General features: G+C 46.4%; 13 protein-coding genes. 4 read left to right on the forward strand and 9 right to left on the reverse strand.

Going from position 1 to position 21,890, the window contains the following annotated elements; genetic code table 11:
- Positions 1-9: 9 nt before the first annotated feature.
- Positions 10-2,706 (reverse strand): pyruvate dehydrogenase (acetyl-transferring), homodimeric type, encoded by a 2,697-nt coding sequence (gene aceE, locus VC159_RS07015; RefSeq protein ID WP_323473573.1) that lies wholly within the window; start codon positions 2,704-2,706, stop codon positions 10-12.
- Positions 2,707-3,028: 322 nt separating this feature from the next.
- Here aceE and VC159_RS07020 point away from each other — a divergent pair, with 322 nt between their 5' ends.
- From VC159_RS07020 to VC159_RS07035, 4 genes are read left to right on the forward strand one after another with little or no spacing between them, the layout of a single operon-like run.
- Positions 3,029-5,434 carry a PAS domain-containing sensor histidine kinase gene (locus tag VC159_RS07020; RefSeq protein ID WP_251367796.1) on the forward strand — a complete coding sequence of 802 codons (2,406 nt, stop codon included), beginning with the start codon at positions 3,029-3,031 and terminating at the stop codon, positions 5,432-5,434.
- A 35-nt stretch (positions 5,435-5,469) separates the two neighbouring features.
- The gene (locus tag VC159_RS07025; RefSeq protein ID WP_323473143.1) at positions 5,470-6,117 is read left to right on the forward strand and encodes a response regulator transcription factor; all 648 of its coding nucleotides are present in this window, start codon (positions 5,470-5,472) and stop codon (positions 6,115-6,117) included.
- A 14-nt stretch (positions 6,118-6,131) separates the two neighbouring features.
- The gene (gene folD, locus VC159_RS07030) at positions 6,132-6,986 is read left to right on the forward strand and encodes a bifunctional methylenetetrahydrofolate dehydrogenase/methenyltetrahydrofolate cyclohydrolase FolD (protein WP_323473144.1); all 855 of its coding nucleotides are present in this window, start codon (positions 6,132-6,134) and stop codon (positions 6,984-6,986) included.
- A 52-nt stretch (positions 6,987-7,038) separates the two neighbouring features.
- Entirely contained in the window at positions 7,039-9,165 is a 2,127-nt protein-coding gene (locus VC159_RS07035; RefSeq protein ID WP_323473145.1) for a M3 family metallopeptidase, read from the forward strand.
- A 70-nt stretch (positions 9,166-9,235) separates the two neighbouring features.
- Here the strand turns inward: VC159_RS07035 and VC159_RS07040 are convergent, their stop codons facing one another.
- From VC159_RS07040 to glnA, 8 genes are all read right to left on the reverse strand, one after another.
- Positions 9,236-10,552 carry a lipase family protein gene (locus VC159_RS07040; RefSeq protein WP_323473146.1) on the reverse strand — a complete coding sequence of 439 codons (1,317 nt, stop codon included), beginning with the start codon at positions 10,550-10,552 and terminating at the stop codon, positions 9,236-9,238.
- 110 nt (positions 10,553-10,662) lie between these two features.
- Positions 10,663-13,794, reverse strand: a complete 3,132-nt coding sequence (locus VC159_RS07045; protein ID WP_323473147.1) for an efflux RND transporter permease subunit — start codon at positions 13,792-13,794, stop codon at positions 10,663-10,665.
- 2 nt (positions 13,795-13,796) lie between these two features.
- Positions 13,797-15,050: an efflux RND transporter periplasmic adaptor subunit gene (locus VC159_RS07050; protein ID WP_323473148.1), complete on the reverse strand. Its 1,254-nt coding sequence runs from the start codon at positions 15,048-15,050 to the stop codon at positions 13,797-13,799.
- Positions 15,047-16,723, reverse strand: coding sequence for an efflux transporter outer membrane subunit (locus tag VC159_RS07055; protein WP_323473149.1), 1,677 nt, complete (start codon positions 16,721-16,723; stop codon positions 15,047-15,049). The genes VC159_RS07050 and VC159_RS07055 overlap by 4 nt, the downstream gene beginning before the upstream one ends.
- Before the next feature lie 119 nt (positions 16,724-16,842).
- Positions 16,843-17,691 carry an exodeoxyribonuclease III gene (gene xth, locus VC159_RS07060; RefSeq protein ID WP_323473150.1) on the reverse strand — a complete coding sequence of 283 codons (849 nt, stop codon included), beginning with the start codon at positions 17,689-17,691 and terminating at the stop codon, positions 16,843-16,845.
- Positions 17,684-19,135, reverse strand: coding sequence for a nitrogen regulation protein NR(I) (ntrC, locus tag VC159_RS07065; protein ID WP_323473151.1), 1,452 nt, complete (start codon positions 19,133-19,135; stop codon positions 17,684-17,686). The genes xth and ntrC overlap by 8 nt, the downstream gene beginning before the upstream one ends.
- A complete protein-coding gene (gene glnL, locus VC159_RS07070; protein WP_416350443.1) occupies positions 19,132-20,253 on the reverse strand; it encodes a nitrogen regulation protein NR(II) in 1,122 nt (373 codons plus the stop codon). The genes ntrC and glnL overlap by 4 nt, the downstream gene beginning before the upstream one ends.
- 26 nt (positions 20,254-20,279) lie before the next feature.
- Entirely contained in the window at positions 20,280-21,695 is a 1,416-nt protein-coding gene (gene glnA / locus VC159_RS07075) for a type I glutamate--ammonia ligase (protein ID WP_216232696.1), read from the reverse strand.
- Positions 21,696-21,890 lie beyond the last annotated feature (195 nt).

Genomic DNA, 21,890 nt, shown 5'->3' on the forward strand with positions numbered 1-21,890 from the left:
TATCTCTTATCAAACCGTCATTGGGTTTGGTTTAGTAGTGTCGATGTTGTACTTCTTAATCGCCTCAGCCAACTTAGAGCGATCAAGCTGACCAGAGTCAACCAACGATCTCAAGGCAGTGAGAACGACCCAACGACGATCTACCTCAAAGAAGTCACGGAGTTTTTCACGGGTGTCAGAACGTCCAAAGCCATCAGTACCCAAAACTTCATAACGGCGACCCATATGCTGAATTGCTGGACGAATCTGCTCAGCAAATAGACGAACATAGTCGGTAGCTGCAACGATTGGGCCTGCAGTATCTTTCAAGCACTTCTCTACATGAGATAAGGCGGGTGCAGCAGTTGGATTCAATAGATTGCTACGGTGAACCGCAGTCCAATCACGGCCTAGCTCAGTAAAGCTTGGGCAACCCCACAAGTCAGAGGCAACACCCCAGTCTTTATGCAGGATCTCCGCAGCTTCAATCACTTCGCGGAAGATCGTTCCCGAACCTAAGAGTTGTACACGTAGTTTTGCCTTGTCGTCACCAACGGACTTGAGCTTATACATACCCTTGATGATGTCTTTCTCCGCACCCTTAGGCATTGCTGGGTGTGAATAGTTTTCATTCATCAAAGTAACGTAGTAGTAAACATCTTCCTGAACTTCCAACATACGACGCATACCATCCTGAATCACTACAGCTAATTCAAATGAGAAGGTTGGGTCATAGCTGATACAGTTTGGAACCGCACCACTCCATAGATGGCTATGGCCATCTTCGTGCTGTAAGCCTTCGCCGTTCAAGGTGGTTCTACCGGCCGTACCGCCTAGCAAGAAACCACGACTACGCATATCCCCCGCAGCCCAGGCTAAGTCACCGATACGCTGGAATCCAAACATGGAGTAGAAGATATAGAAAGGCAGCATGGGTACGCCATGGGTAGAGTAAGAAGTCGCAGCAGCGATCCAGTCACACATACCCCCGGCTTCATTAATACCTTCTTGCAGAATTTGACCTGTCTTGTCCTCTTTGTAGAACATCAATTGATCATGATCTTCTGGTGTGTAAAGTTGGCCTAATTGATTCCAGATTCCTAATTGACGGAACATGCCTTCCATACCAAAGGTACGGGACTCGTCCGGAACAATCGGCACTACCCGCTTACCCAAGACCTTATCGCGCACTACTGTATTGAGTATGCGTACAAATGCCATGGTTGTAGAAATCTCACGGCCTTCACTAGTGGCTTCAAGCAATGGAGCAAATACTTCTAAAGCAGGAACTGGCAAGCTCTCCGCTTTAGTGCGACGTTGTGGCAAGTAACCGCCCAACTCTTGACGACGCGCCTTCATGTACTCCAATTCGGGACTACCTTCGGCAAACTTGACCAAAGGCATTTCGTCTAACTCTTCATCTTTAACAGGAATCTCAAAGCGATCGCGGAAGCGACGTACGTCGTCATCGTTCATCTTCTTCGCTTGGTGAGCAATGTTCATCGCCTCACCTGAACCACCCATGCCGTAGCCTTTAATAGTGTGGGCTAGGATCACTGTAGGTTGATTCTTGTGATTTACCGCGGCATGGAATGCTGCATAAACTTTATGTGGATCATGACCACCGCGATTCAGTTGCCAAATTTCATCATCACTCCAGTCACTTACTAACGCCTTTAATTCTGGAGTATTGAAAACGATCTCACGAACATAACTGCCATTCTTAGACTTCATAGTCTGATACTGGCCATCGACGATCTCGCCTAAGCGCTGCATCAATATGCCTTTTTTGTCGCGCGCAAAGAGAGCATCCCACTGGCCGCCCCACACTACTTTGATCACATTCCAGCCGGCGCCACGGAACTCACTCTCTAGCTCCTGAATAATGCTGCCGTTGCCTCGCACTGGTCCATCTAGGCGCTGCAAGTTACAGTTGATTACGAAGATCAGGTTATCGAGTTTTTCACGACCGGCCATGCCAATCGCACCCAATGATTCTGGCTCATCGGTTTCGCCATCACCCAAGAATGCCCAAACCTTGCGGCCCTGCTCTTGAATAAAACCACGGTCTGTTAAGTACTTCATAAAGCGCGCTTGGTAAATCGCCATGATGGGGCCTAAGCCCATCGATACCGTTGGGAACTGCCAGAAGTCTGGCATCAACCAAGGGTGTGGGTAGCTAGAGATGCCTTTGCCACCAACTTCTTGACGGAAGTTATTGAGCTGACCCTCTTCAAGACGCCCCAACATATAAGCACGCGCATAGACGCCTGGAGCAGAGTGGCCTTGCACAAAGATTAAATCGCCACCATTCTCAGGGGACGGTGCGTGCCAGAAATGGTTGAAGCCAACGTCATACAAAGTAGCTGCAGACTGGAATGAAGAAATATGTCCGCCAACGTTCGTATCTTTATTCGCACGAAGCACCATCGCCATGGCATTCCAGCGAGTGTATGAACGAATGCGATGTTCCACATTTTGATCGCCAGGCAAACGCGCTTGATTTTCAACGGGAATCGTATTGATATATGGAGTCTCAGCATGGAATGGCTGTACCACTCCATTTACACGAGCATGAGAAATTTGTTGATCGATGAGATAGGCAGCTCTCTCGGGACCTTCGTTACGAATCACGCCATCAAGCGCTTGTAACCATTCCTGAGTCTCGCCGGGATCCGCATCCTGAGTGTTCTGTTTGCCTAATACTTGGTCTGGAACTGCTGCCATCATCTGTCTCCATTGAATAGTGCTTAATTTGTCATTAACTCTATAGGCAATATTCTAGGAAGGTATATGGGTGTAAACAAGCAATTTTCCACATAATGATAATATTTCTCATAATGTGGTATTTTATTGCGGTGCAAATAAGAAAGCCTAATTAGTGTAGAAATCGCTTAATAGAGGCTGCTATAGGGCAAAATGTTCTTTGTTCATGAAAAAAACAGTTCTTTCCGGATTAGTCCTCAGCCCCATTAGATGGCTCCGCAAAATACGCGGATTTAGGATTGTTTACACGCCTCTTTTAGCCATTGTTCTGTTTACAGCGGTTATGGGTATTATTTTAGGGACGCTACATTTACAAGAAAAAAATCAGCAAGAGGCTGCCCTATTTAGAGAGCTCTCATTTGCCAAACAGCGCATCCAATCGCGTTTCGCTAGCAACCTTGACGCATTAACAACGATTAATCGAGAAGTGGCAGCAAGCGAAGATCAAGTTAAGCTAAGGCAAATTGCGCGCGAGCAATCAGAGGATCTTGTTTTAAATAATCATGAGATTGTCAAAATTATTTGGCTAAATAATCAAAATCAGCGGTTATGGTCAGCTCCGGCAGAAAGCAACAGATCAGATTGGATTAGCAAAACTCAAAATGATCGACTGATTAATTCTAGTCTTGCATCAACTATTGAGCTGAGCCGAGTAACTAGTCGAGCAGCCTTTAGTCAGTTTGTTTCCTTAAATCTACCGGGTGATGCACCAATCGCCACCGATAGAAAAATCGTTTTATGGCAAGTGGTACCTAATGTTGTTGGCGGAGAAGTAGTTGGCTTCTTGGCGGCACTCTATACCGCCCAGGGAATATTAGATGTCATACCCAGTGAACTGAAATCCCACTACCGCTTTACCTTGCTTACTGATAATGAAAGAGTGCTGGGCATTTCTTCTGATAGAGATACTCCCAAAAGAGCCTTTAGCAATGAGACGAGCCTAGATATTGGTGTCTTAAGCCCAAACATCAATTTACGCATCGACACCTATCCTCCACCAACCAATCTCACCTTTAGGATGTTGATTGGTGTCGTACTGGGATTGAGTGCATTCGTAGTTTGGAGTCTGTGGTCTGTACTAAAGCAGATGCAAGTTCGCCAAGAGGCTGAAGCAAGTCTGCGCAAAGAAACGAGCTTTCGTAATGCCATGGAAGACTCCACCCCCGTCGGTATTCGTGCGCATGATATGCAAAAGCGCATTACTTATGTGAATCGGGCATTTTGCGAAATGACAGGCTGGACATCAGAAGAGTTAATAGGGCTTACTCCGCCTTTTCCATTCTGGCCCGACAGTAGAAGAGATGAGCTGGTTGAGAAAATGAATCGGGCAATGAAATCCGATATCAGCGTTGTGATGAGGATTGGAATCGAAGGAGTGATCTTAAAGCGAGACGGCAGTCTAATACAAACGCGTACCTTTATTGCTCCACTCATTAATGAAAAGGGGAAACAGACTGGTTGGGTAACCTCATTAATTGATATTTCTGAGCCTAAAAAGATTCGCGAAGAATTAGCCGCATCTCAAGAACGTTTCACCACCGTTCTAGAAAGTCTAGACGCTGCTGTGTCAGTAGTCTCCCTAGAAACCAACGCCTTACTATTTGCTAATCGCTTTTATCAAGAGCGCTTTGGTGATGGCTCTCAGGGTCACTTCCAATTGGCAGGTAGTGATACTAATAACACGACGCTGCGTGATATTGCAGAGGATCTTGAAGACTCTCCTCCCGGCATTCCAACGTCATTCTTATATCAAGAATCCGAATCTGAAGAGGTTCAGTTAAGTGATGACAGCAATCAATGGTTTGAAGTTAGGCGTCGCTATATCCCATGGGTAGATGGACATCTTGCACAGTTATTGATTGCCACGGATATTACCGCTCGTAAAGAAGCAGATGATTTAGCACTTCAACAACAAGAGCGTATGCAGTTCACTAGCCGTCTGACTACGATGGGTGAAATGGCATCTTCTTTGGCCCATGAACTCAACCAACCCCTTTCAGCTATATCAAACTACTGCATGGGTGTTGCTAAGCGCTTGGATGGGCATCTTGACCCTGCACTAACTAAAGATATATTACCGGCACTAGAAAAAGCCTCTGAACAAGCCCATCGTGCTGGCACTATCATTCAGCGCATTCGAGGTTTTGTAAAACGCAGTGAGCCTCAACGTAAAGCTGCAAACATTACAGAAATTATTAATGATGCGGTTGGCTTGGTTGAAATTGAAGCCCACCGCCATCGCTTAGTCATTGCCTCGGAAATTGCTGAAAATCTGCCTGTAGTTGACCTAGATCCAGTGCTGATCCTGCAGGTTGTAGTTAACCTTCTGAAAAATGCCTTGGATAGCGTCCGCGAGGCTTACCCCCTTTCCTCCCGTTGGTCAGCGCCGCCGGTTCAGATTAGCGCTGATTTAGACACCAGCATCTTCCCGGCCATGCTCAGAATCCAGGTCACCGATGCTGGGGGTGGAATCTCGGAAAACGTCCTGGAACGCATATTTGAACCGTTTTTCAGCACGAAATCCGATGGAATGGGTATGGGGCTCAATATTTGCCGCTCCATTATTGAATCTCACCATGGCAGACTTTGGGCCACCAATGTCCAAGACTCAGAACAGACCAAGCTGGCTGGCTGCACCTTTACAATACTTCTACCACTGGAATCCCCTGGATCCAAGGCTACTGTTTAATTTCGAATTTAAAGATTTACCTCGCGAGAACTGATATGAACTTAAGCGCTACTGTAAAACCAAACCAAGCTGAAGTTGTCTATGTAGTTGATGATGACGAAGCGGTAAGAGATTCGCTTACTTGGCTCCTAGAAAGCAATGGATATGTTGTTCGTTGCCATGCCAGCGCAGAACGTTTCTTACAGTCTTTGCAAAGTACCGATAAGTCCACCATCTCTTGCGCCATTTTGGATGTGCGTATGCCTGGTATGTCAGGCCTTGAATTGCAAGAGCGTCTTACTAGTGAAAATCTGCCAATGCCAGTTGCTTTTATTACTGGCCATGGTGATGTATCGATGGCGGTCTCCACGATGAAGCGTGGCGCAGTGGATTTCATTGAAAAGCCTTTTAAAGAAAATGATCTTTGCGGTTTAGTGGATCGTATGCTCGCTAAAGCGCGCATCGATTATTCACAAGCTAGTCAACGCAAAATTACCCAGAGCTTACTCAGCAAGTTAACTGGTCGTGAGCGCCAAGTTCTCGAGCGCATCGTTGCGGGCCGCTTGAATAAACAAATTGCTGATGACCTCGGCATCTCAATAAAGACTGTTGAAGCACACCGCGCCAATATCATGGAGAAGCTCAACGTCAATACGGTAGCCGACCTGCTCCGCTTGGCTTTATCCGACCCTCAGCCTAATTAATACCGGGGTTTTCTATGCCAGCTCAATTATTAGACGGAAACGCCCTTTCTAAAAAACTACGTACGGAAATTGCCGCACGTGGTGCAATTGTCACCGCCAAAGGTACTAGACCTGGTTTAGCAGTCATCGTGGTTGGCGACAACCCTGCTAGCGCGGTATATGTGCGCAATAAGGTAAAGGCCTGTGAAGACGTTGGCTTTCATTCTGTTTTAGAGCGCTATTCTGTAGAACTTGGCGAAGAAGAATTACTCGCTCGTATTGCCACCCTCAATGCGGATCCTGCAATACACGGGATCTTGGTGCAACTCCCGCTTCCAGAACACATTGCCTCTGAGCGCGTACTAGAAGCGATTGCTCCAGAAAAAGATGTGGATGGCTTTCATGTGGCTAATGCTGGCGCCCTGATGGTTGGTCAACCAGAATTCAAACCTTGCACGCCTTATGGTTGCATGAAGATTCTTGAAAGCATTGAGTACCCTATCCGCGGTGCTCGCGCTGTTATTGTGGGCGCCTCCAATATTGTGGGCAAGCCAATGGCTATGTTGTTATTACAAGCCGGTGCAACCGTCACCATCTGTAATAGCAAAACGCGTGACCTTGCTCATCACACAAAAGATGCCGATATTTTGGTGGTTGCCACTGGCAAACCTAAAATGATTACTGGTGATATGGTCAAGAACGGTGCCGTTGTCATTGATGTGGGCATTAATCGCCTACCTGATGGCAAGCTCTGCGGCGACGTGGATTTTGATACTGCCAAGTATGTTGCTGGCTGGATTACCCCGGTTCCAGGTGGTGTAGGCCCGATGACCATCACGATGCTCTTAATGAATACCTTAGAAGCCGCTGAAAAAGCCGCCAAGCACTAAGGAATTACTGGGACTTTTGGCAAAATTACCCTCAGTCCATTAAGCTAGAGGGATGACTACATCCCTCTCCAGCTCTCTCCCAGCAGAATTACAAAATAACCCTTTAGTGACTTTTGGTCGTGGCATTGCAGCTTACTCAGAAGTGAAGCCTGAGCATATTGCACCTGCGATAGAGTATTTGCTCAAGCATGCACAAGATGCAGTAGATATAGCAGTCAATCCAAGCACTCCTTCGACTTGGGACGCATTGGCCGAGCCTCTAGAAGATGCTACTGAGTTTTTTGGTAGGTCATGGGGGGTGATCTCTCACCTCAATAGCGTTGCTGATACTCCGGAGTTGCGCGCTGCCTATGGCGAGATGCTACCCAAGGTCACTGCCTTCTTTTCGAGTCTTGGGCAAAATTTAGAGCTCTACAAAAAGTTTAAAGAACTCAGTAAAGCTCCTGACTTTACAAAACTGAGTACTGCGCAGAAGAAAGTGATTGAAAACTCTTTACGAGACTTTCGTCTGGGTGGAGCTGAGTTGAGTGATGCAGACAAGCCGCGCTTTTCACAAATTCAAGATGAGCAAGCAAGCTTAGGTAAAGCCTTTTCAGATCATGTTCTAGATGCTACCGATGGCTTTATTCACCTCATCACTGATAAAGCTGATTTGATAGGTTTGCCTGAGGACGCTATTGCAGCTGCTGCAGATACTGCTCAGCAGAAGAGCCTCCAGGGCTGGGCCTTTACTCTGCACTTCCCCTCTTATTACCCCGTTATGCAGTATTCAGAAAACCGAGCGCTGCGTCGCTTGATGTATGAGGCCTATGTCACGCGAGCTTCAGAGCTTGCGCCTCAATACGCCAAGGGTAAATTGGATTGGGACAACGCTCAGAATATGCTTGACCAATTAAGACTGCGCGACGAAGAAGCGCGTATGCTGGGTTTCAAAAACTATGCCGCCCTGAGTTTAGCTCCGAAGATGGCTAGCAGTGTTGATGAGGTTGATTCATTCCTGACCAACTTCGCACAGAAAGCAAAACCATTTGCATTAAAGGATTGGAAGGAGCTTTCTGATTTTGCCAAGACAGAGCTATCTATTGTTGATGGATTGGAGCCGTGGGATGTTGCTTTTGCTTCCGAAAGATTGAAGCAAGAACGCTATTCCTTTTCAGAGAATGAGCTCAAGCAATACTTCCCCCTGCCTAAAGTATTAGATGGGCTCTTCCAAGTCATTCAGACTTTGTTTGGCGTGAAAATTGAGTCGGCAGATTTACCCACTTGGCATACTGACGTGCAATCCTTCTCCGTTAAGAACACCAAGGGCAATATCGTGGCTTATTTTTACCTAGACCCCTATGCTCGCCCTGGCAAACGAGGCGGCGCCTGGATGGACGACGCACGCGGTCGAAGGGTCTTGCCCAATGGTGAAATTCAAGTACCCGTTGCTTATTTAGTCTGCAACTTTGCACCTCCCGTGAAGGTAGACGGCGTGTTACGTCAACCTACCATTACTCACGATGATGTCATCACACTATTCCATGAGAGCGGCCATGGTTTGCACCACCTACTAACTCAAGTTAGCGCTTTAGGCGTTTCAGGCATCAATGGCGTTGAGTGGGATGCGGTAGAGTTACCAAGCCAGTTTATGGAAAACTTCTGCTGGGAGTGGGAAGTGTTGGAGAAAATGACAGCGCATGCTGAAGCCGGCAAACCTTTACCGCGTGAGCTCTTTGATAAGATCCTCGCCGCCAAGAATTTCCAGAACGGTTATATGACGCTGCGTCAGATCGTCATGTCTCTCACCGACTGGCGCTTACATGCGAGCTTTGATGCGAAGAATGCTCAAGGTCACGCAGTATTAGACCTATCCAGAGCGATTGCCGATCAATTTAACGTCATTCCACAACCAGCCATCTCTCGTTGGATCAATACCTTTAGCCATATCTTTGCTGGTGGTTATGCAGCTGGCTATTACAGCTATAAGTGGGCGGAAGTGTTATCTGCTGATGTCTACTCAGCTTTTGAGGAAGCAGCAAAAATCACTGGCAGTGTCTTAGATGAGAAAACAGGTGCTCGTTATCGTGAAGAGATTTTAGAGGTTGGTGGCAGTCGCCCTGCTGCTGAATCTTTTAAAGCCTTTAGGGGTAGAGAGCCAAGCATTGATGCCTTATTGCGTCATGGCGGATTAGCATAAGAGTTAAATCTAAAGCTCTAAATAAAAAACCCATCGCTATAGATGGGTTTTTTATTAGTAAGCTCCTGAATTAACTTGGGAGCTGGGCTGCTAGCTGACAATTATTTAGTGCCGGCTTACCTGCTAGTCTATCTTTAATCCAGGCCTGATATAGGGGTGCAGAGGCTCCAGGAGTTGTGAAATGAGACTGATCTCCTGGCAACTGAATCCGATTCACATTGCCTCCTAATTTACACATCTGCTCCTGGTAGAGCTTACCCATGATTGGGGGATTTGTGGTGTCCTTATTTCCCCAATAGATAACCACCGGTGCAATGGGTTTCACAGGATTCACGCTGCCCTTAACCATGGCTTTTGTCCACTCAAGAGAATTGGTAAATTGATCTTTTAATAATGTTTTGTATTGGCTGCTGTAATTGAAATTCAGTGTATCCGCAACAGCATGCATACACTTGTTTCGGATAATCTCATCTAGCACCTTAGCGCCGTCACTCGTAAAGATATCGGTGAGTTTAAGGTTTGGGTTGCCGGCCATTACACCCCACATACTCATTGCCATGTGTGAAAAATCAAAAACATTGCCAGTAAACATCTTAACGATTCCGCTCAATGATTTTTGTGCGCTTACTTCATCTACAGTGGAATTGGGCATCATGATGGCAATATCATCTGGAGCCAAGGCAACCACGCCAACGAGTTCAATACCATCAGCAATCGTTCCTGTTTTGGCGATGTATTCTGGCATGCTTGCTGCGGCGACCACAGCGCCACCACCTTGCGACCAACCATAGATAATCGTCTTCTTACCAGCGCCAGCCTCCTTTAAAGCGCTAGCAGCTCTAGCCGAATCAATCATATCCATAGCATTAGTTGCTGCTAAAGCATATTGATGCTCGCCTCCACCACCCAGGCCTTGGTAATCCGTTGCAACTACTACATATCCGTCTTTGATAAATTCTTCAACACTTGGGATGCCGTAATCCGTCCAAGAATTTCCACCAACTAAAAAGTATTCATTGAGAGGCACTGTTGGATTAAGGACTTGTGAAGGGCCGCAATTTTGAGCTGCACCAGTTGTCCCATGCCCCCAAGCCATGATTGGTCTACCTTCCTTAGGCGGAGTACCGATGGGGGCCACTACCAAGCCGGTCGCAAGATGCTTGCGTCCGCCAACATCAGAAGTGATATAAGCAATCTTCCAGGCTTGAGCACCCTTAACAGATGTCTTGATTTTTTCTTTCTTCAGAATTTGCCCAAGCTTGCCGTCAGGACTCATTTTGATAACTTCCTCATAAAAAGGAGGAACAGGCGGATCGGCATACACAGCAGAAGATAGAATGCTTAGGGCTGTACCAAGCGCTAAAACCAAAGTAGAAATAGGAGTCATTTTTTTCATCGCTTAAATGGGTAAGTTAGGATCCAAAAATATCATTAAACACTAAGATCCCGCGGTCATCAATAAATCCTGTTTGCTTCGTTTATATTACTGACTCTTTATTACTGACTCTTGGTAGCTTTCTTGTTTGCACGGCGCTCAAAGAAGGTTTCGATTTCAACATAGAATACCGGCACCAATGCCACTGCAAGGCAGGTAGAAGCGATCATGCCGCTGAATACCGTAATACCTAGGGAGATACGTGCTGCAGCACCTGCACCAGTAGATAAAAGCAAAGGCATGACGCCCAAAATAAAGGCAATCGATGTCATGACGATTGGTCTAAAGCGCTCTCTAGAAGCCTCTAGTGCGGCATCAACAAAACTCATGCCTTTATGTCTGCACTCAATAGCGACCTCAACAATCAAAATAGAGTTCTTACAAGAAAGAGCGATCATCAACACCAGACCAATCTGAACATAAATGTTGTTTGGTAGGCCCGTAAGCAATAAAGCCAATACCGTTCCTGATAAAGAAAGTGGCACTGCGGTGAGAACTGCTAGCGGCGCTATCCAAGTTTCATATTGCGCTGCGAGCACTAAGTAGACCAACAAGATTGATAAAGCAAAGATCAAGATCACCGTGTTTCCGACCAAATCTTCTTGATAAGACATGCCGGCCCACTGATAAGCAATACCATCCGGCAAAGTCTTAGCAGCCACCTGCGCGAGCACCTTCATTGCTTGTCCAGAGCTATAGCCATCATTAGCCGCACCTAAGACGGCAGCAGAAGGATAGAGCTGAAACTGTGATGCAAACGCTGGTCCAGTAGTATCTTTGACATCAATGAATGATCCGAGCGGAACCATATTGCCACTCTTATTTTTTACATACAGGCGATTGATCTGCTCTACAGCGTTGCGGTATTTACCATCAGCCTGCACATACACTTGGTAGGTTTGTCCGTATTTGAAGAATTGATTGACGTAAGAAGATCCAAGATAGGATTGCAGTACGTCATAAGCATCACCGATATCGACACCAAAAGTTTCAGCCCTACCCACATTAAAGCTAAGCTGGAGTTGAGGAACATTATTCTGAAATGGCGTAAAGATCATCATGATCTCTGGATGCTTTTGCGCCTCAGCAATAAAGGTCTTAGCGGCAGCATCTAACTTAGCAAAATTATTACTGCCATCCGTCAGCATCAGTCTCATCTCAAAACCACCCGATAGACCCAAGCCCGGAATGGCTGGTGGTAAGAGCACAAAGGACTTCAGTTCTTGAACTTGCTTCAGGCCTTGATTCATATTGTTATAGATATCACGCAGGCCCTCACCTTTGCCCCGCTCTTCCCATTTCTTCATGATGACGTATAAGCCGCCCGCATTGGATTGGGAGCTACTGTTGTTCAGTAAGTTAATGCCGCCGATCACCACAACCGTGTCAACACCAGGAACCTTCTTGATGACATCAACTGCTTTTTTCATGCCACTCTCGGTACGCTGCAAAGAGGCCGCATCAGGCAAGGTAGTTGAAACCACCAAATAGCCTTGGTCTTCGTTTGGAATAAAGCCAGATGGCACAAACATCAAGCCAATGAGAGAGGCGGCAATAATCGCAATCCCCACCATCGATGCTTTAGCTCGATTCCTCATCAAGCCTTCAATCTTGTGTCCATACCAAGTGGCCAAGCGATTGAAATACAAATCAAATTTTTGATAGAGCTTATTTTTAACCTTGTTAGGGTCAATCGGCTTGAGATACTGCGCTGACTGGGTTGGCTTCAGAGTAATCGCATTGATACCGCTAATCAAAGCAGTTGCTGCAATCACCAAAGCAAACTGCCGATACATTTGTCCGGTGATACCAGCAATAAACGAGGCTGGAATAAACACGGCCATCAAGACTAAGGTAATACCAATAATCGGACCCATCAAAGCAGTCATGGCATCAATTGCACCCTGCTTGGGATCTTCACCCTCTTCCACCTTCTTGGAGACCGCTTCAACCACCACAATCGCATCATCCACCACAATACCGATACATAGAACGATTGCAAACAAGGTTAGTAAGTTGATAGAGAAGCCCAAGGCGGCCATACAAGCAAATGCGCCAATAATCGTGACAGGCACTGTTGTAGCAGGCACCAGCGTGGCACGCCAGTTCTGCAAGAAAATCATGATTACGAGAAGCACTAGGATGCCCGCCTCGTAAAGCGTTTTATAGACCTCATGAATAGAGGCCTTCACAAACATCGTGGTATCAAACGGAATAGCCCAAGTAACTTCTTTTGGAAGAGTCTTGGCAATACTCTTCATCTCATCCTGAACTGCTTGTGCGGTAGCAATCGCATTGGCACCCGGCATTTGGTAAATGGCTATGCCACCTGCAGGCTTGTCATCAATCTTGAAGAATTGACTGTAGTTCTGACTGCCCATTTCTATTCTGGCGATATCACGCAAGTACGTGATTTCAGCCTTGTTGCCAGCCTTGACAACAATTCTGCCGAACTGCTCAGGGGTTGTCATAGCGCTGGTGACATTGAGTGTCAGCTGAAAATCTTGGCCCATCGGTGTGGGCGGAGCACCAATTTGACCCGCCGTGAGCAAGACGTTTTGCTTATTAATAACGGCAATGACATCACTTGGCGTCAGATTGCGCATCTTGAGTTGGGCTGGGTCAAGCCAAACTCGCATACTGTAATTGCCCACACCAAAGACGTTGGCAGCAGCTACGCCCGGTAATCGTGCTAAGCGTTGCTGTAACTTGAGGTTTGCTAAGTTACTTAAAAATAAGCCGTCATACTCGGGATTGGATGAAGTCAGGGTTACGAACTGCAGGATGGCAGTCGATTGTGTCTTAGTAGTGACGCCCTGCTTTTGAACTGCCTGCGGCAAGGAAGGGAGCGCAATCGCTACCCGATTTTGTACGTTGACCTGCGCTAAATTAGGATCTGTTCCGACCTTAAAGGTAACCGTTAGAGTGTAGTTTCCATCATTGGTGGATGCAGACTCCATATAAAGCATCCCATCTACACCATTGACCTGAGTCTCAATATTGCTAGCTACTAATTGCTGGACAAGAGTGGCGCTTGCACCTGGATAGCGTGCTGTTACCTGAATCGTGGGTGGAACAATATTGGGGTACTGAGCAATCGGCAAGCTATTAATGGAAACCGCCCCAATCAATAGCATGACTAGGGCAATCACATTTGCCAGTACCGGCCGTTCGATAAAAAATTTAGAGAGCATGATTATCGAGCAGGCATTGCCTCAAGCGTGACCTCTGTTGGCTGGGCAACTTGATTAATACTCAGATTAATAAATCCATTAATGACTACCTTACTGGTGGCAGTCAAACCCTTGCTAATCTCGACATACTTCTCAAAGCGCTGACCCAGGCTAATGTCTTGACGTTGTGCTCGCATAGCATTATCCAAAACAAAAACATAATCACCCACTTGATCCGTCATTACAGCGGTCTTGGGTAGGAGCAAAGCCTGTCTTGGCGCACCATACTGAGCCATAACTCGAGCATATAAACCAGGAATTAACTCGTACTTCTCATTTTTGAAGATTGCCCGCAATTGCAAGGACCCAGTCTCTGTGGAAATCAAATTGGCAGCGTAATCAAGGACGCCCTCAAAAGGATATCCGACTTCACCTTGAAGACCTGCATAGATAGGCAGTGTATTTACTTCAGACTTACGTTCTGCATTTGGATCTTGGCTTTTTTGAAACTTTAAGTACTCACGCTCATTAATAGAGAAGTAAACATAAATTGGCGAGATCTGCTGAATAGTGGAGAGTTGTACACCTTTGGTAGTGCTATCCAAATAGGTTCCGACATCCAATAAGTGCCTTCCCATGAGGCCATCAAAAGGCGCTCTGATTTCGGTATAGCCCAAATTAATCTTTGCGAGCGTTAAATTAGCCTCCGCTTGCTGGTATTGCGATAAAGCTTTATCAACGGCTGCTTGCGAGGTTGCATTCTCTTTGAGCAAAGATTTTTGACGACCATACTCAAGCTTAGCTTCGGTATAAATTGCCTGCTTTAATTTCACCTCTTGTATGTATTGGTCTTGCTCAATGACAAACAGAAGATCGCCCTTCTTCACCATCGCTCCGTCAGCAAAACCAATCTTAGTAAGGTAGCCCTTAACGCGTGCATCCAAGTTCACTGTGAGGTATGGATCAACCAGACCGTCAAAGGTTGCAAAACTGCGAATCTCTTGAGACAGTGGTTGAGCGGTTGTCACTGGAATTGGGGTCTGCTTAATCTCTTTGCCACAAGACTTCAAACAAATCAACGCAACCAAAGCAATGAGCACTAATAAAGAAACCCCAATTGTGCGTGGTGAAAGTTTCTTCTTAAGAATAGGAATCTCAACCGTGCTTAGCTTTACTAGGAATGCATTCCATTTTCCTAAGAGCGAGCCCCATAGAGTCACAAGCTTGCCCCACAAGGGCATCAGCAAAAGTTTGGCTTTTATTAATAGATCTTTCATGGCGCAGCACTTCCCTGGGTCGGCGGAGTCGTTGTATTGGGTGTATCTAATTTAGTTGGCGGCATAGCTTGAATGGGCTTTGATGGGTCTGGAGCGTCTACCAAAAATTTTCCGACTTTAACCGTTAAGGGATCGCCCGCCTTAGTGAGAACAGAACCCCAATCAGTGCGATCAGTCATATCGGCAACCATCTGATCTGGCAACTTAGGAGGAGTCATGTCCGCAGTCCAACCGCCACCAAGCGCTTTAAATGCGCCTACATATCCGATGAGTTCGTTTGATGAAGTTTGGACTAGGGAGTTTTGGATATTTAATAGATTCTGCTGTGCAGTGATCACCGTGGTGTAATCATTCTGCCCCGCCTTATAACGCTCAAGAGCTAAATCTGCAGCACTTTGCGCCGCAATGACACCGCGAGTTAAATCCTCTTTTGAACTTTTAGTGGTAGAGATAGTAATGAGCGAGTCTTCAACTTCCTTCTGAGCATTCAAGACTTGATTTTGATAGGCCAACAAACTCTGCTGGAAAATAGCATCCTGCACGCGGACTTGATCCACAATTGCGCCTCTATAAAACAGCGGCAAGGAAATTCCAGCGTTTACCCCAGAAGAGTTATTGCCCCAACTAAATAAATTAGCGGAGGATAAGGTTCCGTAATTTGAGGTGGCATAACCAAAGAGGCCGCCCAAGGTAAAAGTGGGAAACAGTTGCGCCTTGCTTACACCAATCAAGGCGGACTTAGAGGCAGCATCAAATTCGGCCTGCAGAACATCTGGGCGGCGACGTAATAAATCTCTTGGCATACCAACGCCAAGCTCAGATGGAGGTCTCAGACTTCCCTTAGTGTTGCCGTAAGTCTTTTCATAGTACTCAGGAGGCTCGCCCAGCAAAATACTCATGGCATGCTGGTTTTTCTTTAAATTCGCGATCAAAGCCGGAATCTGGGCCTTCGTCTGCTCATACTGGGCTTGCGCCTGACTCAGATCTAACATCGAGGTGGCACCGTATTTAAAGCGCGCACCTGCAATACGTAAACTTTCTTTTTGCAAAGCTAGATTGGTTTTAGCAACCATGATCAGCTCTTCATAGTTGCGGATATTGATGTAAGTATTTGCAACATCCGCAGTTAAAGACACATCTGCCGAGTAGAAGGCTGCAACCCCAGACAAATAGGAGCTTAACGAGCTCTGAATTCCACGGCGATTCTTTCCCCAAAAATCTAGCTCCCAACTCACCTGCACCAAAGCATTTTTAGAGACCAAATTATTGGAATCATTAATCGCTTCTTGAATTGCGCTATTGCGGTTATTGGAATACGAAGCACTTAAATTGGCGGATGGCAATAATGCGGCATCGCTCACGCCAAGTTGGGCCTGCAGTTGGTATATCCGCAGCGCAGTTTGTTGCAAAGTAAGGTTTTGCGCAGTAGCTTGCTTTAGCAAGGCATTGAGCGTCGGGTCATTAAAGCTTTTCCACCACTCTACTGGGTCCAGAATCTTGTTTGAGTTTTCACCCAAAGATTCGGTAAATTCAGTTTGAGCTGTTGATTTATATTGATCTACTGCCTTAACAGGCGGTCTTGCAAAATCTGGGCCAACCATCATGCAACCAGCAAGCATCAAGGTGCCGGAAATTATGAGTGCATGGGTAATCGTGTTTCTAGGTAATGGCATTCAAGTGCTTAATTTTTAAACTGATTGCCTTGTCTAAGGGCGGAAATTATCGATACTAATCATAAGGATAAAGCAAGATTCAGAATGCAGGGCTAGTGTAAGCCCTAGGCTTATACGGATTAAGACTTTTGGATCTGCGCGATCACTGGAGCGTGGTCCGAAGGCTGCTCCCAGGCTCTAGGCACTTTATCTACCGTGCTAGCACTACATCTTCCCTTGAGCGCCTCACTCAGCAAAATGTGATCAATGCGCATGCCGGCATTTCTTCTGAAACCCATCATGCGGTAATCCCACCAACTAAAAGTTTTCGGCGCCTGCTCAAACATTCTGAATGAGTCGTGGAGGCCAAGCTTAATCAGATCTTGAAACGCTTCACGCTCTGGTGGTGAAACGAGGTTCTGCCCTTCCCATGCCTTAGGGTCATGCACATCTTCATCTGCTGGAGCAATATTAAAGTCACCTAAAAGTGCCAAGCGTTCGTTCTGCTGGAGCTCTTCTGTTAACCAAGTTTGTAATGCCTTCAACCAACCTAGTTTGTATTGAAACTTGTCGCTATCGGGCGATTGCCCATTTGGAAAATAGGCTGATACCAGTCTCATCGGTTTCGTACCAGCAAAGCACACTGTCGCCGCAAGAATGCGCTGCTGCTCATCTTCGTAGTTGGGTATGTTTCTAGCGGGCTTCAGAAAGGCTGTTTCTATATCTGAAGCAATAGGTGCGAGAGCCGCTTTACGTAAGATGATCGCAACGCCGTTATAAGTCTTTTGACCAGCAGCCAAACTGAGGTAACCCGCATCTTCCAGCTCTTTATGGGGGTACTTATCATCCGTGAGCTTAAGCTCTTGCAAGCAGAGCGCATCAATCGGTTGTTTCTTGCTTTCTTGATCTTGCAACCAACGAAGCACTTGTGGAAGGCGAACCTTTAAGGAGTTCACATTCCACGCAGCTATTCGAACCGAATCAGTCATCAATACCGAGCTCTTGCAACTTACGGGTAATCGTATTACGGCCAATACCTAGACGCTGGGCAGCCTCTACTCTTCTGCCGCGAGTAACTTCTAGAGCTGCCTGCAATACTGCCTTTTCAAAACGTGCGGTCAAGGCATCAAAAACTTCTTTATCGCCATCTTGCAACATCTTGACAGCCAGACGCCCCAAACCACTCTCCCAGTCACCTACAGCAACTTTGGCAGCAACGGGATTACTTGGCGAAGACTCGCCGTGAATAATGATAGGCTGTTCACTTGCTTCAGCAATAATGTCAGCCGGAAGATCGCTCACGCCGATCACGTTTGCAGACGTCATTACTGTTAACCAGTGACATAAGTTCTCTAATTGACGCACGTTCCCTGGAAATGGCATTGCGCTCATTTCTTTTAAAACTTCATCAGACAATTTTTTAGGTTCAACGCCCAAAGACTTAGCGCAGCTCAGCATAAAATGTCTAGCTAACATTGGAATGTCTTCACTACGCTCACGCAATGAAGGCATGCGCAAACGAATCACATTCAAGCGATGCAACAAGTCTTCACGGAAGAACCCAGCAGCGACTCTTGCATCTAGATTTTGATGTGTCGAAGCAATGATTCGAACATTTGCCTTAATCGGGTCTTGTCCACCGATGCGATAAAAATGTCCGTCAGTTAGAACGCGGAGTAAACGGGTTTGTAGATCAAAAGGTAAGTCACCTACCTCACCCAAGAATAGAGTACCTCCATCAGCTTGTTCAAAACGGCCTCGACGCAAAGTCTGCGCACCTGGGAAAGCACCGCGCTCATGACCAAATAACTCCGACTCCAATAAATCCTTTGGCACAGCCGAAGTACTTAAGGAGACAAATGGCCCTTTGGCGCATGGACTGTGCTTATGCAGGGCGTGGGCAACCAACTCTTTACCAGTGCCGGACTCTCCAGTAATCAGGACTGTGGCGTTAGATTGCGCTAAGCGCCCAATGGCACGAAAAATTTCCTGCATTGCTGGTGCTTGACCAATAATCTCAGTGGCGTCTTGTCTCCACGCAGTTAACTCTTTCGCACCAGAGTCATTACGGATACCCTGCTCTACCGCACGATGAATTAATTCAATCGCCTTTTCGACATCAAAAGGTTTGGTGAGGTATTCAAATGCACCACCTTGAAATGAAGAGACAGCGGAGTCCAAATCAGAATACGCTGTCATGATGATGACTGGTAAATTCGGATGACTTGCTTTCACGTGCTGCAATAAATCCAAGCCGTTGCCACGCGGCATACGGATATCAGAAATCAGCACCTGAGGGGATTCTTTTTCGAGGGCATTGAGCACATCATTTGGATTAGAGAAGCTCTTATGCGGAATATTTTCACGCGCTAGCGCTTTCTCTAAGACCCAACGAATAGATTGATCATCGTCAACGATCCAAATTGGTTTCATGATGCTTTCTCCTGCCTACGGTATGGAATTTGAATATGAAAATCGGTGCGCCCTGGACGGCTATTACAAGCAATAGATCCCTGATGCTGCTGTACAAAGGTTTGCGCAAGGGTCAGACCAAGCCCACTACCACCCTCTCTTCCCGAAACCAATGGGAAAAAGATGCGCTCAATAATTTCTTCCGGAATGCCGGGGCCGTTGTCAATCACATGCAGATCCATCGCCAATTTGTAGCGATGCTTTGCAATCGTGACGGAACGTGCCACACGGGTCTTCAGTTCAATTTGCGCAGTACCGCTGCTAATCTCTTCAGAAAGCGCTTGTGCAGCGTTATGCACAATATTTAAGGTTGCCTGAATCAATTGCTCTCGGTCGCCCAAGACATCGGGCAGACTTGTATCGTAGTTACGAATAATTCGTAAACCTTTTGGAAACTCTGCCAAGACTAGACTACGCACGCGCTCTAATGCTTCGTGCACATTGAAAGATTCCATCACGTGCGCCTTGCGATGCGGTGCCAAGAGACGATCAACCAAAGTCTGCAGGCGATCTGACTCTTTAATAATGACTTGCGTATACTCGCGCAAGCCTTTGTCTGGTAACTCAAACTCCAAAAGCTGTGCTGCCCCACGAATACCACCCAATGGGTTTTTAATCTCATGCGCCAAGTTACGCATTAAGTGTTTATTTGCTTCAACTTGCTGTGTCACGCGTTCATCGCGCTCACTCCGCAACTGTTGATCAATCGGAAACCACTCCATCATGATCAGTGCGGGATCCTCTAAAGCTGCAACCACTACATGCGCTGGAATGGAGTCTTGATGAATGCTGCCCGGCAATGAATGCAAAACCATTTCTTGGCGTTGGGCCAATACATGACCCTGTTTCACCTCAGAAATCATGTCACTTAATGCTAAGTTGTCACCAAATAAGTTGTGCACAGATTGACCCTCAAGTGATTTACGCGAGAGGTCCAAGGCTGACTCGGCAGCCGGGTTCACGTACACCAATTGTTGGTTCTCAGCCTCAAATACCACGATGGCATTGGGCATCTGATCAAGCAATGTCGGAAAAAAAGGAGCAGCCGTAGCTGCTCCCTTGAACGAATTGCGCAACAGACCTGCGCTCAAGTTCTCTCCTTCGCTTACAGGGAGTAGTACATATCAAATTCGATTGGATGGGTAGTCATACGGAAACGTGTGACATCTTCCATCTTCAAATTGATATATGCATCAATCATAGATTCAGTAAATACTCCACCGCGAGTTAAGAACTCGTGATCTTTCTTCAATGCGTCCAATGCCTCTTCCAAGCTTGCGCAAACGGTTGGGATCTTTGCATCTTCTTCTGGCGGCAAGTCATACAAGTTCTTGTCAGCAGCTTCGCCAGGATGAATCTTGTTCTGAACACCGTCCAAACCAGCCATCATCAATGCAGAGAAGCAGAGGTATGGGTTAGCCAATGGATCTGGGAAACGAGTTTCAATACGACGACCCTTAGGATTAGGAACGTGTGGAATACGAATTGAAGCAGAACGGTTACGTGCTGAGTAAGCCAACTTCACCGGAGCCTCAAAGCCTGGAACCAAACGCTTGTATGAGTTTGTACCTGGGTTTGTAATTGCATTCAATGCTTTAGCGTGCTTAATGATGCCGCCAATGTAGAACAATGCAAACTCAGACAAACCTGCGTAGCCGTTACCAGCAAACAAGTTCTCGCCGTTTTTCCAAATAGATTGGTGAACGTGCATACCAGAACCGTTATCGCCAACTACTGGCTTAGGCATGAATGTTGCTGTTTTTCCATAAGCATGAGCAACGTTTTGAATAACGTACTTTTGCCAGATAGTCCAGTCAGCGCGTTGTACCAATGTGCTGAACTTTGTACCCAATTCGTTTTGGCCTTGACCAGCAACTTCATGGTGATGAACTTCAACTGGAATGCCCAATGATTCAAGAATCAAGCACATTTCAGAACGCATATCTTGGAATGTATCTACAGGAGCAACTGGGAAGTAACCGCCTTTTTTACCTGGACGGTGACCAGTATTACCACCTTCGATTTCAGCGCCAGATGACCATGGAGCTTCTTCGGAATCAATCTTCACGAAGCAACCCTGCATATCGGCACCCCAACGCACGCCATCAAAAATGAAGAACTCTGGCTCTGGACCAAAGTAAGCAGCGTCACCTAAGCCGGTGCTCTTCAAATACGCTTCAGCGCGCTTAGCGATAGAACGTGGATCGCGATCGTAACCTTTGCCATCAGCTGGCTCAATAACGTCACATGTGAGAACCAAGGTTGGCTCTTCATAGAATGGATCAATGTAAGCAGCCGTTGGATCTGGTTTGAGCAACATATCTGAAGCTTCAATACCTTTCCAACCAGCGATAGAGGAACCGTCAAATGCATGACCGCTCTCAAATTTATCTTCGTCAAAAGCAGAGATAGGCACTGTCGTGTGTTGTTCTTTACCCTTTGTATCCACAAAGCGGAAATCAACGAAAGTACATTCTTTCTCTTTAACCAACTTCATCACATCAGCGACGGTCTTCGTCATGCAAATCTCCTCTATTAACTAAATTCGGAATCAAAACTTAAGGCATACACCCTTGTTCATTCCAGGCACCAAACATGCCTACTGGATGTATGTAATTTACTGAAGCAAACAAATGGGAACTCTCATTATTGCACTGTTTAAGTGCTGAAATACCCCTCATACAAGCCTAAATACCCCTATTTGCACCTTTTTAGT

This window comes from Polynucleobacter sp. JS-JIR-II-c23, from assembly GCF_035011225.1.
Lineage (GTDB): Bacteria > Pseudomonadota > Gammaproteobacteria > Burkholderiales > Burkholderiaceae > Polynucleobacter.